Origin of the sequence: Bdellovibrio bacteriovorus HD100 (genome assembly GCF_000196175.1) — a bacterium.
GTDB classification, from domain to species: Bacteria; Bdellovibrionota; Bdellovibrionia; order Bdellovibrionales; family Bdellovibrionaceae; genus Bdellovibrio; species Bdellovibrio bacteriovorus.
In genome coordinates this window covers 2269527-2282899 of the sequence record NC_005363.1, presented here as the reverse complement: position 1 = coordinate 2282899, position 13373 = coordinate 2269527, and the positions used below count along the sequence as shown (strand labels likewise).

The window sequence follows — 13373 nt, the reverse complement described above, 5'->3', positions numbered from 1 at the left end:
CAGTGGGGGTGGAGAAGCGCGAAATCGGAAACTGCATAAAAGCAATTTTTCATTCGAGAAACTTGTTTGTACAGTAGGACCATCTGCGACTTGCTTGGAGGAGTAAATCGTTCGTTTCGCCAACTATTCCCTGACCTAAAAATAATATTGTGTTGTGTCATCTTGCATTTGTCTCTTTACGATTTGCTGGACCATGGTCTGTAATTGAAATGTTACATTAATGAGGGGGTAACAATGGAGTTTCTGACAAAAATGGCTGTAGCATTCGAACACGGTGGTTTCTGGATGTGGCCAATCTTGCTTATTCAAGTCGCATCTATCGCAATCATGATCGAAAGAGCTTACGCTTTGTTCGTTCGTCGTAAAATCACTCAATTTGACTTTGCGATGGGCTTTGAAGAGTCCATCCGTCGCGGCGAAATGGATGCTGTGATTTCCAAATCCCAAGCAGCTATGGCGACAAATCCAGTGGCTCGCGCGATTGCAGCAGGTGCAACAGCGGCTCGCAACCTGGGTGGTAAAGAGGAAATCCAAGGTAAAATGGATGAAGTTCTAATTCAGGAAAACGCAGCGTTGGATCACCGCACAGGCTTCCTGACTATGTTCGGGAACGTGGCGACCCTGACAGGGTTGTTGGGTACGATCTCTGGTATGATCAGCTCTTTCGCGGCCGTGGCGTTTGCGAATCCTGCTGAAAAAGCTTCTTTGCTTTCTGCGGGTATCTCTGAGGCGATGAATGCGACAGCTTACGGTCTGATCACTGCGATCCCGGCTCTGGTTGCTTACGCAATCCTTCAGAATCGTGCGAATCGTCTGGCAGAAGACCTGAATCAAGCCGGTTTGAAAGTCTACAACTGGTTGAGCTACTCTTACGAGCCAATGACTTCCTACAACATCAAAACTTCCAAATCCGAGCGCGCTGCTGAGCTGGATGCTTAATTTTTAAGGGGGTTCTATGAAACACTCCAAGAAGCATCTGGATTTTGAGGTCAACCTTATTCCGTTCATCGACTTGCTGTCGGTATCGATCTGTTTCCTTTTGATCACCGCTGTGTGGTTGAACGTCGGATCAATGAACGTGAAACAGGCGGTTGGCGGACAGGCTCAGGAGGACACTAAGAAAAGTCCCCTGGTCTGGATTCGCATGACCGCCACCGGAGATCTGGATCTGGAGGTGCAGCAAAGCTCTCTGGTGCCGGCGTCTTTGCGCAAGTTTCGCGTTGCTCACGAGGGCAAACAAGTGAACTGGGCAGGGTTGGAAAAGGCTTTGACCAACTTAAAACAGGTCGAGCCATCTTTGAACACAGGACTGATTCAGCCGACAGCTTCCACCGCGTATGAGGAAATCATCGACGTGATGGACAAGCTTAAGAAAACCGGCATGACAGATCTTGGCGTTTCTCCATTATAGTGGGGGTTTTGTGGTTACTGATGGAATTTTAAAACATTCAGTGCTGACCGGGATGATCGAGGGGCAATCCACGATCACTCCGCGCGGCGCCAAAATGAAAAGGCAAATCGCTGCGGATCTATTGTTGACCGCACTGATTGATGCTTTCTCTATTCTTGTGATCTTCCTTTTGATGAATTTCTCCAGCACAGGCGACATTCTGATGATCGGCAAGGGGCAGGAACTTCCCAAAGCACACATGGCAGACGTACTGGAAAGAAATCCGGTTATCAAAGTCGAAGACGGCAAAATCTTCGTCGAAGATAAACTGGTGAATGCCAACACGATCACCGCCGAGCTGCTTGAGCTTCGCAAAAAGTACCAGGAACTGCATCCGAATACGGAGTTCCCGGGAACCGCGACCATCCAGGCGGATCGTCGTGTGAAGTACGACTTCTTGAACCAGATCATTCTGGGGATGAATCAGGCGGGCTACAGCGATATCAAGTTTGCCGTAGTGATGAAATAGGGAATGAAATAAAATCTGCCAAAGTAGTTTAGAGACAGAGGGGGTCTCGACAATGAAAAAAGGACTTTTAATTTTCTCCATGACAATGGGAGTGGCTGCGGCCCCTCACGCCATGGCCTCAGGGTCGACTCAAGACCTTCTGATCCAAAAACTGACTCAGGTACAACTGGGCTTGGCGCCGGCAGATCCGGCCCGAGCCGCTGTGCTTTTGCGACTGGCGGATCTTCACGCTGAACGCAGTCGCCAGCTTTCCATGAAAGAACTGGCCGACGGCTGCACAGTTTGCACTGCGGGTGCAAAAGATCGTGATAAAGCACTGACTTATTATACAGAAGCGCTGAGCAAAGTTCCTCCCACTTCTGTGGCGAAGGTTCACTTGCAAATGGGCCATCTTTACGAACTTCAAGGCCGTAATGACCTTGCGGAAAAAAGCTATCAGGCCATGCTTACCAATGGTGGCATGACCACGCCCATCGAGATGGCTGAAGCCAATCTGTCTTTGGCCGAAATGGCTTTCCGCCAGTCAGACTTCGCGAAGGCCGCGGGTTTGTATGACAAGGTCCTGGCAACTGAAGGGGCGAGTTCTCAAGGTTTGGCGGCTTACCGTCGCGCTTGGTGCTCTTTCCGTCAGGGGAACATGGATGCCTCGATCGCTCAGCTTCAGGACATTTTGAAAAATCCTAAATTGCAGTCCCGCATGGCGGCGTCCCGTGGTGTGGCGGATGTGCAGTTCCTGGAAGAAGTTTCCCGCGATATGGCGACCTTCATGGCTGCGCGCGGAATCAAGGATGGCGATGCAGAAACTCTGTACAGCCTTTCTCCGGAACAGTTCAAACTGCAACAGGTGACGATGCTGGCCCGCGAAGGCTTGCGTCTGGGGCAAAAAGACCAGGCTTTGAAAACCTGGGACTATGTCTATCAAAAACAAAGCGATCCAAAAATGCGTCTGGAAGCCCAGGTGCGTATGGCGCAGTTGAACTTTGATCTTAAAAACACTCAAGCGGCGGCAAAGTCCTATCAGACCGCTTTGGGTCTTTGGGGCGCCACGGATTGTACGACAGCGACCTGCGAAGAATCAGCCAAAGGTCTTCGTCAGTTCATCGTGGGCTGGAACCGTCTGGAAAACAGCAAACCAAGTGCAGAGCTTCTGACCGCGTACCAGGAATATTTCCAGGTGTTTGCTGAAGATGAAGACATGTATGTGTGGGGTGCTCAGGCGGCTGCGACGGCGGGTAATTATGTTTTAGCCTCCCAGTGGACTGCTTTGGCGAATAAAGTGATCCTGGCTAAATACAATGTTGAAAAAGATGCGGCGGCAAAGAAATCCCAAGCTGAAAAGCTTGAGAAGAACCTGCTTTTGGGCATCGAAAATGCTGAAAAATCCAAAGATGCAAGTCTGTTAGTTGCGGCTCAGGATGACTATCTTCAGAACTCGGTTCTGAAACAGAAGTCCTTCGATGTTCAATATCAGAAGACCTATGCAATCTATCAAAAAGGCGACTATGCCGTTGCGGCGGACCAGTTGAAACAACTGGCTTTGAACCCGCAAGGCAGTGCTGCGATTCGCACGCAAGCCGCGGAACTTTCACTGGATGCTTTGGCATTGTTGAAAGACGATGCACGTATCATGGCTTGGTCCGCAGAATACGCGGGCAAGTTTGCTGACAAGAAAGCCGACTTCCAGCAGATCCAGCAAAAGTCCATCCTGACTCAGTCGGCGAAACTGGCGGAAAGCCAGCCTGAACAAGCCTTGGCTGCATTGGGTTCTTTCCATGCGGCTTCGGCAAGTGCTGAAGACCGTAAAGTATATTTGAAGAACAAAATTCTTCTGAGCGAAAAACTGAACAAGATCACCGAAGCCCGCGTGGCCATCGAAGATCTGTTGCGTGAAAAGACTTTGACGGCGGAAGAGCGTGAATTCGCGCTGGGTCGCAAAGTCTGGTTCGCAGAACTGGAACTGGATTTTGCGACTGCTTTGAAAACGGCAGAGCAGATGAACTTTGCCGGTCTGTCTGCGGATGACAAGGTCCTGAAGCTTGCGATGTATTCTGAGCTGGCGGACAAAGATCCTCAGCAGTACTACGCTCAGTACCTGAAGCAGTCCAAAGACGACAGCAAAAAGCCTTTGATCGCGTCCCAGTTGATTCGTTTGTCGAAAAATCCGGTAAAGGATCTTGAGACTTACAAAATGTACTTTAAAAGCAACAACGGCCTTTATGCCCGTGCCGCTTTGGAAGTTTACGGTCGCACCAAAGATCGCAAAGCTCTGGATCTGGCTTTAAAGGAAAAAGGCGCTTCCAAACAAGATGCGTTTGTGATGATCGAAAAGATCGTCTTCCTGGCGGATCTGAAAGCGCTGAGCGCTCCATTGATGGCGCAGACGATCGACACCAAAAACCAAAACACGATCGCACAAGGATTAAAAGCCCGTGTGAAGCTGCTTGAAAAGGCGGAAGCTCTGGCAAACCGTGCGATCAACACCGGGGACTGGTCTTCCCAGTTGCTGGCTCTGGATCTGGTGGCCAGGGAAAACACGCGCTTCTATAATGAAGCTCTGTCTTTGCCAATGCCTTCCGGTCTGACTCCGGAACAGGAAAACGAATATCTGACGATCCTGTCTCAGCAAGTGGCTCCGAATCAGAACACGGCGATGATGGCTGAAACCAAAGTCAAAGAATTCTGGGCACAAACCGGCGCTCTGGAATCTTACAAAGCCTTTGCCACTCAGAACACCGAGTGGGCTCAGTACACTTCCCAGGAAGTGGAAGCGGTGGCCGCGATTGCGCCAGAGGCTCAAAAAGCCACTTGGACTGCGGCGGTAGCGCAAATCAAGGCGGAAGAGTCCGCACAAACAAAACCAACTCTGGTCGAGCTTGAAAAAGCCCGCACCCATCTGAAGCAGAATCCATTCATGGCCAGCGCCATCGAAGAGGCTCTGGTTCTTGAGAAAAAAGCCCAGCGCAAATCCATGGTGGAATACCTGGAAGGTCGTCTGGCAACACTGGCTAAGAAAGACACCGAAGTGAAGGAGAAGCAGCAATGATGAAATACGTATTGATGATGCTTGTGATGGCAGGCTCCGTCCAGGCGGCTCCTGAAAAAGCGGCATCTGATAAAATGGCACCAAAAAAGAATCAGGACGTGAACTTCGAGGACCTTCTGGTCAGCGGTCAGTATCACTTTTCTGATGAGGCCGTGACCACGGTGGAAGAAGACAAGGTTCTGAACAGCCTTATCGGCGTCAGAGCAGACTTCAAGGATCGCATGAAACAATCTGCGACCCTTGGTGAGGTGAAAAATCCATGAGTTTAAGACTGGTTATTGAAGACAATTTGGGCAATGTGACCCGCCAAATTCCGGTGACGGAGAAAAAAGCGCAGGTGATCCAGCGCTTTGACACCAAACGCCTGGAAGTTGTGACGAACACAGCAGCTCTGGACAAAAACAAAATCAAATTCTCGGTTATTGCGGATCTTGATTTTGACGAAATGAAAGACCAGAAAGTCCAACTGGGCAAGTTCGGCTCCATGCGCCTGGTGAAGGAAGTCAAAGCCGTTCCGGCTGATTTGCTGGTTCGTACTGATGACAAAAAAGATTTAAAAGCCTCTGTATTGATGGCCTTTGTCATCTTGTTGTTGCTTCTATCCATCTTCAAGCTGGCTCCAAAAGAGAACGCGAAGGTGACTGAACAACTAAAACAGGAAGTCGTGAAGATCGTTCAGGCCAAAGAACAGCGCAAGCGCACGGTGGCTCCGACCACCAATATGATGGCGGATCCAACCGCAACCAAAATGCCGGTGAAACGTGCGGAACTGGTGAAGCGTTCCGGTGCTTTGTCTGCCCTGGGCAGCCTTCGTTCCGGCAAACAGCGTGGTGGTTTGAATCTGGGTGCCGTGAACACCACAGCCGGTGTCGGCTTGGGTGGCACGGGTGGCAGCGGTGGTGTGCAGACGTCTTTGTACGGCAAAGGCATCACATCGGCTCCGTTGGGACCTGGAGCTAACATTGCCGGTGGTGGCGGTTACGGCACCAAAGGTAAAGGCGGCGGTCAAGCGGGTTACGGCAGCTTGTCCTTGGTGGGTTCTGCGGGCGGTGCTCCAGTTCCATTGGGAGCAGAAGCTGAAGTGGCTCAAGGTCTGGATCGTTCTGCGATTGATGAAGTCATTCGTCGCAACCTGGGTCAGGTTCGTTTCTGTTACGAGCAGGCCCTGCAAGGGACTCCGAGCTTGAGTGGTCGTGTGGCGATGGGCTTTACCATCGGCGGCAACGGTTTGGTGAAGTCCGCGTCCGTGGAAAGCTCTTCCATGGCGAACAAGGGTGTTGAAGATTGTATTACCATGCGTTTGAAAACTTGGAAGTTCCCACTGCCTCAAGGGGGCGTGGATGTAAAAGTAACTTATCCATTCGTTTTGCGCAGACAAGGTCAGGGGTAAAAAATGAAAGTATTGTTGGCACTATTGACCAGCGTTTTGTTCCTTACTGCTTGCGAAATGCAGCAGGATCCATTGGCAAATGCTTCCGATCAGGTTCGTAACGGACACCTGCCGGATACAAACAAACCGGTTCCGGAAAAGCCAATCCCTCAGGATGGGCTTTTGGTGGATGCTCCTGACCGCGTGAATGCGCGTGTGGGCTCCGAAGTTCAGTTCAAAGTCGGCGGCCGTGTGATGATTCCGGGTGTGACCTTTAAAATGATGATCCTGAATCTGGCGGATTTCCCGGGTGCGAAGTTTGATGAAGCTACAGGGGAGTTTTCCTGGACTCCGGCAAAAGCTCTTTTGGGCAGCTTGCCGAATCTGGGCATGAGCTTGAAAGTGGTTCTGGCGACGAATGCCAGTCCGACGCATCCAACGGTGTCTGTAAGAAATCATGAAGTTCGCTTCATCATCGAAAACACTTACACCAAGCCAATCGTAAATACGCTTGAAGGCAGCACGGGGACTTGGATCACAGGCAAAACCTATGAAATGACCGTGACTTTGGAAGACATCGACGCCTATGCAAAGGAAAACGTGTCTATCCAGGTGCGCGACTGTGTCCCGAGCTATTCTTCAGATTCCATTTCCCACTTTGTTGAAGTGAAGAACATCAAAGAAGTGACTGGCGCCACAGGCAAGTACACAGGCACTGTGACTGTAAATCTGAACAACGCTGACACCCTGACTTACGGCACCTATTGTTTTGGTCTGGTGGCGGTTTCCAAGCACGGTGTGGCATCCGACTTCTACAAACGTGAAGTGACTGTTGAACCGCGTTTGCGCCCGACAAAAATGACGATGGAAAGTGTTCCGAGCCTTACGGCAGGTGAATCCATGCAGATTGCATTCTCTATCTATGACCCGGCGAACTTTGCCAATATCCGCCTGGTGTCCATGGACGATCTGTCAACGGTATTGCCAGGCAGTTCATTGACGTGCAAAAAAGCCTACGGCACCAGCTCTCAGCTGGACTGCACAGGACTGGTTAAAACGGACCTGACCACAGCGGCAAAAACTTTGACTGTGAATATCAAGGTGGAAAGTGTTTCCCCACGCTCCATCCAGACCGCAACCAACACTCACACTCTTCGTATCAATGTAAAGGCGGCGAACCCATGAAATCAGTAAGCATTATCTTTGCTCTTCTTTTGTCTTCTGTTTCCTATGCTCAGGTCGAGCAGGAAGTGGATTCTTTTGGTGGCAATGAGGCTTTGTACATGAAAGCCAAAGCCCTGAACCCCGAAGTTGAAAATGAAGTGGTGCAAAACCGTTTCATCAATCGCACCAAGCGTGTGGAGCTGGCGCCAGAATTTTCCGGCGTGTTCGGCGGGGATTCCTACAACAAAACCAACAACGTGGGTCTGAATGCTCACTACCACATCAATCCAAGCTGGAGTGTGGGTGTGAAGTACAACTATTCCTTCAACACGTTGACTCCGGAAGGAAAAGCCATGGTTTCCAAAGCCGATCAGGCGGCGGCGGCCAATCCGAAAGATCCACAATATCTGTTCCCGCAGGTTGTGTATCCAAAGTCTGAAACTTTGGGCATGGTGAACTGGTATCCGGTTGTAGGGAAGCTCAGCTTCGGTAAATTGGGTGTGGCTCACTTTGACACCTACTTGACTGCGGGTTATGGCCAGATGGAACTTTCCACTGGGACTTCTCCGGCAGCCACTTTGGGTGTGGGTTTTGGCTTTTGGCTAAGCAACAACCTGACGACTCGTATCGAGTACCGCGCTCAGCAGTACAAAGCTGAATACTACGATAAAACTGAGAACATGATGACAAACGTTGCCTCTGTGCAAATGGGTTGGATGCTATGATGTTGATTAAGTCCCTGACAGTGGCTTCTTTGCTGGTGGGTGTGAACAGCGTCGCTCTTGCTGAAGACGACCTGATGAGCATTCTTGAAGGCAAAACAAGCACTGCCCAAGCTCAATTCGTGGAAAGCGAAGAAGTGGCCAAGCTGAAAAAGGCGGTGAACCCGTCTTCAGCTGAGCAAAACATCTTCTTCCAGTTCCTGGTGGAAAAAAACTATGAAAAAGCCCTGTTCCAGTGGAGCCAGGCTTTCAATCAGTCGGCTTTCCAGATGACTGAAACCGGGAAAGCTCTGGAAGCTTTCCTGAATTATAAAAACGGTCTGAAGCTGACAGGTGTTGAAAACCTGCTGGCAATTTCCAATCCTGAAAAGATTGATGCCACGGTGATCAGTCTGTGGAAGGAAAACCTGAACGACAAGGATCCGGTCTGGGGCATGGCTCAGGTGACTTGGAATCCTTATTGGACTCAAGTTTTCGGTCAGGCGGCGGAAATGGCCGTGGTTCTGCAAAAAAGCTATGTCACTGAAGACATCGCCGCTTTGACTGAGCTGATCAAGAAGACTCCGGTTGATTCCAAAGAAAGAAACATCCTGCAATGGCAGCTGGTTCTGAATCTGGGGATCAAAGGGGATTCTTCCAAGGCCGCTCAGGTTCTGGCGCACTTGATGAAAGCCAAAAACAACCCGATCGACAAGGATCTGATGACCCTGACGGCGGGACGTTTGCTGTACCAAAACGGATTCCTGGATGCGTCTTTGAAGTATTACGAAAAGATCACCAAGAAGTCTGATTACTGGTTCCAGGCACAGGAAGAAATGGCCTGGGCTTATATGAGAAAAGGCGAGCCGCAAAACGCGATGGCGATCACCAAGACTTTGACCTACCCACACTTCAAAGGCTGGGTGGGTATTGAGTCTTACCTGCTGAGTTCTTTCACCAGTCTGAAAGTGTGTGATTATACCGGCGTTCTGGCGACGATGAAATCCATCAAAGGTCAGTTCGGCGAACACTTGATTGCCCTTGAAAAGCTGAGCGCAGATCCTCATCAACCGGCGGTGGCAAATCTGATGAAGGCTTTGGCTCAAGGCCCGGTGGGCACAGCGAAGCTGGGTAAAGAGGCTCATCTTTTGCCAGCCATGGCGTCCCGTGACGAGGTTTTGAATCTGCTGGTGAAAAGACACCAGTACATGAATCAGGAGGCGGATCTGGCTGAAAAGCTGTATGCGCGTTCTTTGACCTTCGGAAATTTGCAGGGCCAGTTTGAAACCCTGAAAAATCAGGTGAAAACCCGTGCCGACATGACCCAAGGTGCTGGTTACCAGCGCGTGCAGGAACTGGCCAAAGCCGAGCTGGAAGATTCCAAACAAGTGATGCAGCGTCTGCGCATCGTGGAAGTTGAGATGATTCAGCAGGTGGATTCCGCCAGCAAGTTCATCAAACACGCCGGAGCAGTTGAAACCAAAAAAGGTTCCACGGGCGCTTCTGGTAAATATGCGATGAGTTTCGCTAACGACAAAGAAATCTGGTTCGACGAATTGTCCAACTTCAAAGTCGATGTGAAAAAAGGCTGTGCTAAAGACAGCGTGAAGGAGTAAGGATGAAGTCTTCGATCAAGGCTTTGAGCCTGCTGATGGCTTTTGCAATGGTGTCCGGTTGTGGAAACGAATCCACAAAACTGATCCCCAAGGCTAAAATCAACAAAGAGGAAGTCTCTGAAAAACCAGCGGACTTCGCCATCTTCAATCCGAAGGTGGATATTCTGTTCGTGATTGATAACTCGGCCAGTATGGACGATGCCCAAAGCAATTTGAGTCGAAATGCGGCGGCTTTTGCTGATGGTATTTCCAAAGTGTCCATCCTGGATTATCACATCGGTGTTTTGACGACAGATATGGCTTGCCGGTATTCGAACAAGCCAGATGCCTGTGGGAAACTTGTCGGGACTCCGTCGTTTGTGCAAAACTCGACTCCGAATCTGGTTAGTATCTTGTCCAGTAAGATGATGGTGGGTTTGGACGGGGACGTCAGTGAGATGATGTTTTCTCCGGTGGTGGCGGCGTTAAGTCCGCCTTTGGATGTGGGGGTGAATGCCGGCTTTTATCGTCAGGATGCCTTCCTTGCTGTGATTTTCATCACGGATGCCAAAGAGCAATCGACACTGTCGCCGAAGGACTTCCAGCAGTTCCTGAACACCAAAAAAGGCGATCCTAACAAGGTTCTTGCCTATGGTGTTATCAACAAACTGGCAGAGGAGGATATCTGTCCTTCCAGCGAGTCACTTGATGGCAAGCTTGAGGAGTTCTTGGGGTCTGTGGTTAATGGTGATAAAGTTCAGACTAATGTTCTAAGTCTTTGTGCTCCGGATTTTGGTGTGAAGCTGGCGGAATTTGCCCGTGATATCGTTCGTCGCACGGCAGGTTCAGTGAAACTCAGTCGTACTCCGAATGAAAAAACCATCGTGGTGAAATACGGAACGCAAGTGATTCCAAACAGTGTGACGGAAGGTTGGGTTTACGAGCCTGCCACTCGTTCCATCCTGCTGGCTGAAGGTATCAAGTGGGACTATCAGGGGCCCGGCGTTGGCTTGACGATTGATTTCGAAGCTATCGACATTGAATAGACTTGCGTAAATTAAGTAATAGACCCCACTTGCTGGGGTCTTTCTAAAATGCATGAACAAACTAAGACCAACAGCAATGTTCGGTCTTTTTTTGTTTTTGATGTATTAATTCTGATTTTAGCCGGTTCGTGATGAGTGAATTCTGCGGTCCGCCATCGCTACGAGGGCGGACTGCGTTGTAGTCAACGCGTGATTGTCAGGAAATGACTTTTTCAATGGCTGAAAGAACTCGTTGCGTGGAGTTTCGGTTCTTGCCGATTTCGGATCTGATCTCCTCTTTGATGTGCGGGATCTGTTCTTGTTGCTTTTTCATTCTTTGCAGCAGCACAGCGATGTCCGCCGAGGAATGAACCACCTGCACAATCATGCCGGATGAATAATTCTTTTTCTGATAGAACAAAGCTTCGCGGTTATTGCGATGATGTGGTCCCACCATGACTGGCAATCCGGCGGCCAGAGCTTCCATCACGCTGTGTACTTGTTTCTTGAACGATCCGCCGATAAAGGCGATGTCGGCCCAAGTGTAAAGTTCAGCCAGAATGCCGACTTGATCCACCAGCAGAATACTTCCTGCCGGCCATTCTTCCGTTTGGGAGTAACGCACATAAGAAAGTCCCAAAGCTTTCATCTGGTTTTCCAGATGTTCCAGGTGGGCGGGCGTGGTTTCATGCGGCGCCAAGATCACGCGCATGTAAATACCCTTCATCTTTTCCAAGGCCGGCAAAAGGACAAGTTCGTCTTCGCCCCAGGTGCTGCCTGCGATAAAGACAAAGTCTTCAGGGCTTGGGATCAGTTGATTCTTCAAAGCTTTTGGATTTTCAAGACGGTGGAAGACCTGATCAAAGCGAGTGTCACCGCTGACCAGCATCGGGACTTTCAGCCCCAGTGTATCCAGATTCTGAATGTCTTCCGCCGACACACAGTGAATCTCTGAAAGATGATTCAAAGAATAACGGGTCAGATGGCGGGTGATTCCCTTCAGGCGGGAAGAATTATCCGCAAAGGTCGCCGAAAACAGCGCCGACGGAATCCCCATTTTGCGAGTCACTGACACCAGCACGGGCCACACATCGGTGCGCGAGAAAAGCAAAACCCGCGGGTTCCAGCGTTTGATAAAGTCCTGCATCTGGAAATCCAGATCCCAGGGAAGGGCGCACCACACATCCACGTCATGCAGGCTTTCCAGAATCTTTTTTGCTGAAGGGGAAGAATACGTCACCAGAACCGGAATGTTCGGGTGTTGTTTTTTTAGTTCACGGATCACCGGACGGGCATATTCAATTTCGCCACTGGCCGCGTGAATCCAGAAAGGGCGTGCCTGGGCAATATCAGCTTCGCTGCCAGCTTTCTTGATTTTATAAAAGCCTTTGTTCTTGTCCTCGATCATCTCGCGCAGCTTGCCTTGCAAAAACGGGCGCAAAAGCTGCAGAAGTAAATAAGCCAGAGGGACGATGGCGAATTTATAGAAATAGAAAATCAAAGCACTCATGGCTGGTTCCGTTGCAGCAGCTGTTTTAGTTCCATCGCCACTTGCTGTGGGGTGATGTCGACCAGACACTGGTGATATTTGAACTTATTCACACAAGGGCCCTGACCGTGCTTGCTGCATGGCCGGCACTTCAGTTCAATTTCAAGAATTCTTGTGGACGGACGGGACGGGAACCCAAAGGGTGCAGGGCCCATCAACGCGATGGTTTTTTGCCCCAGTTGTTCGGCCACGTGCAAAAGCCCGGTGTCGTTGCTGATCAACGCCGCAGACAAGCCCACGACGCTGGAACTGACTTGCAAAGAGCACTTGCCAGCCAGATTTAAAACTCGCTCAGGGGCCGCGGCTTTAATGTCCTCGATAAAGGAATCTTCCGGTCCACCCAACAGAACAAAACGCTGATCCGGGCACAGCAGAATCAGCTCTTGCCAGTATTCTTTCGGCCAGCGTTTTAAAAAGAACGCGGCGGACGGAGCCAGGGCCACGGAGCCGGCATAATGCCCCAGAACTTCGCGGGCTTTGTGGAAACTTTCTTCGCTGGGGAAAATTTGCGGAGCTGCCGGCGCTCTGCGGGAAATGCCCCAGGGCTGCAGGGGTTCCAGCAAATCGCGCTGTCCGTTGAAGGGCATCTCGAATGTGTTGATGCGGAACTTAAACAGCAGCAGACGCTTCCAACGACGGATCGAACGGCGGATGAACTTCGGACCCACACCCAGGATTCCCAGCGGACGCAGAATCCAGGAAATCACGCGGGAGCGCATGTTGTTGTGGGCGTCGTATATGTGCGTGAAGCCTTCCTTGCGCATTTGTAGACACAGCTTGATCAGGCCTGATAAGCCCGCCTTACGATCAAACTCCCAGATGCGTTGGATGTTGGGATGGTTTTTCAGCAAAGGAGCCATGTCCTTGCGGGTGATCCAGTGGATCTCGGCATTGGGATAGGTTTCTTTGATAGCCGAAGGAACGCTCAAAGTCTGAACGACATCTCCAAAGCTGGAAAAGCGAATGATTAAAAATTTAGCACTATTAGGGTCCCGTACCAACATGGGA

Annotated in this window: 12 protein-coding genes; 10 read left to right on the top strand and 2 right to left on the bottom strand. The window is 50.3% G+C overall.

Translation table 11 applies throughout. From position 1 onward, the window contains the following. The first annotated feature begins 234 nt into the window (after positions 1-234). Genes BD_RS10880 through BD_RS10835 form a run of 10 tightly spaced genes read left to right on the top strand, consistent with a single transcriptional unit; the run spans position 235 to position 10837 of the window. Complete coding sequence (locus BD_RS10880; RefSeq protein WP_038449640.1) at positions 235-939, top strand: MotA/TolQ/ExbB proton channel family protein; 705 nt, start codon at positions 235-237, stop codon at positions 937-939. Between the two features lie 16 nt (positions 940-955). Next, positions 956-1411 (top strand): ExbD/TolR family protein, encoded by a 456-nt coding sequence (locus BD_RS10875; protein WP_011164797.1) that lies wholly within the window; start codon positions 956-958, stop codon positions 1409-1411. A gap of 10 nt (positions 1412-1421) precedes the next feature. Further along, the gene (locus BD_RS10870; RefSeq protein WP_226988172.1) at positions 1422-1919 is read left to right on the top strand and encodes an ExbD/TolR family protein; all 498 of its coding nucleotides are present in this window, start codon (positions 1422-1424) and stop codon (positions 1917-1919) included. Between the two features lie 52 nt (positions 1920-1971). Continuing rightward, positions 1972-4962, top strand: a complete 2991-nt coding sequence (locus BD_RS10865) for a tetratricopeptide repeat protein (protein WP_011164795.1) — start codon at positions 1972-1974, stop codon at positions 4960-4962. Next, positions 4959-5225, top strand: coding sequence for a hypothetical protein (locus BD_RS10860; protein ID WP_011164794.1), 267 nt, complete (start codon positions 4959-4961; stop codon positions 5223-5225). Before BD_RS10865 ends, BD_RS10860 begins: the two co-directional genes overlap by 4 nt. Then, the gene (locus tag BD_RS10855; RefSeq protein ID WP_011164793.1) at positions 5222-6352 is read left to right on the top strand and encodes an AgmX/PglI C-terminal domain-containing protein; all 1131 of its coding nucleotides are present in this window, start codon (positions 5222-5224) and stop codon (positions 6350-6352) included. Before BD_RS10860 ends, BD_RS10855 begins: the two co-directional genes overlap by 4 nt. A gap of 3 nt (positions 6353-6355) precedes the next feature. After that, positions 6356-7516: a hypothetical protein gene (locus BD_RS10850; protein ID WP_011164792.1), complete on the top strand. Its 1161-nt coding sequence runs from the start codon at positions 6356-6358 to the stop codon at positions 7514-7516. Continuing rightward, positions 7513-8220, top strand: a complete 708-nt coding sequence (locus BD_RS10845) for an outer membrane beta-barrel domain-containing protein (RefSeq protein WP_011164791.1) — start codon at positions 7513-7515, stop codon at positions 8218-8220. The genes BD_RS10850 and BD_RS10845 overlap by 4 nt, the downstream gene beginning before the upstream one ends. Further along, positions 8217-9812, top strand: a complete 1596-nt coding sequence (locus BD_RS10840; RefSeq protein ID WP_011164790.1) for a tetratricopeptide repeat protein — start codon at positions 8217-8219, stop codon at positions 9810-9812. Before BD_RS10845 ends, BD_RS10840 begins: the two co-directional genes overlap by 4 nt. A 2-nt stretch (positions 9813-9814) precedes the next feature. Beyond that, positions 9815-10837 (top strand): hypothetical protein, encoded by a 1023-nt coding sequence (locus BD_RS10835; RefSeq protein WP_011164789.1) that lies wholly within the window; start codon positions 9815-9817, stop codon positions 10835-10837. 196 nt (positions 10838-11033) lie between these two features. Here the strand turns inward: BD_RS10835 and BD_RS10830 are convergent, their stop codons facing one another. Continuing rightward, positions 11034-12326, bottom strand: a complete 1293-nt coding sequence (locus BD_RS10830) for a 3-deoxy-D-manno-octulosonic acid transferase (protein WP_011164788.1) — start codon at positions 12324-12326, stop codon at positions 11034-11036. Then, the gene (locus BD_RS10825; RefSeq protein ID WP_011164787.1) at positions 12323-13369 is read right to left on the bottom strand and encodes a glycosyltransferase family 9 protein; all 1047 of its coding nucleotides are present in this window, start codon (positions 13367-13369) and stop codon (positions 12323-12325) included. Before BD_RS10825 ends, BD_RS10830 begins: the two co-directional genes overlap by 4 nt. Positions 13370-13373: the final 4 nt, after the last annotated feature.

What these genes read in the sequence shown, in the direction of transcription:
- BD_RS10880 (WP_038449640.1), top strand. Translation starts at nt 235, where the DNA reads ATGGAGTTTCTGACAAAAATGGCTGTAGCATTCGAACACGGTGGTTTC.
- BD_RS10875 (WP_011164797.1), top strand. Translation starts at nt 956, where the DNA reads ATGAAACACTCCAAGAAGCATCTGGATTTTGAGGTCAACCTTATTCCG.
- BD_RS10865 (WP_011164795.1), top strand. Translation starts at nt 1,972, where the DNA reads ATGAAAAAAGGACTTTTAATTTTCTCCATGACAATGGGAGTGGCTGCG.
- BD_RS10860 (WP_011164794.1), top strand. Translation starts at nt 4,959, where the DNA reads ATGATGAAATACGTATTGATGATGCTTGTGATGGCAGGCTCCGTCCAG.
- BD_RS10855 (WP_011164793.1), top strand. Translation starts at nt 5,222, where the DNA reads ATGAGTTTAAGACTGGTTATTGAAGACAATTTGGGCAATGTGACCCGC.
- BD_RS10850 (WP_011164792.1), top strand. Translation starts at nt 6,356, where the DNA reads ATGAAAGTATTGTTGGCACTATTGACCAGCGTTTTGTTCCTTACTGCT.
- BD_RS10845 (WP_011164791.1), top strand. Translation starts at nt 7,513, where the DNA reads ATGAAATCAGTAAGCATTATCTTTGCTCTTCTTTTGTCTTCTGTTTCC.
- BD_RS10840 (WP_011164790.1), top strand. Translation starts at nt 8,217, where the DNA reads ATGATGTTGATTAAGTCCCTGACAGTGGCTTCTTTGCTGGTGGGTGTG.
- BD_RS10835 (WP_011164789.1), top strand. Translation starts at nt 9,815, where the DNA reads ATGAAGTCTTCGATCAAGGCTTTGAGCCTGCTGATGGCTTTTGCAATG.
- BD_RS10830 (WP_011164788.1), bottom strand. Translation starts at nt 12,326, where the DNA reads ATGAGTGCTTTGATTTTCTATTTCTATAAATTCGCCATCGTCCCTCTG.
- BD_RS10825 (WP_011164787.1), bottom strand. Translation starts at nt 13,369, where the DNA reads ATGTTGGTACGGGACCCTAATAGTGCTAAATTTTTAATCATTCGCTTT.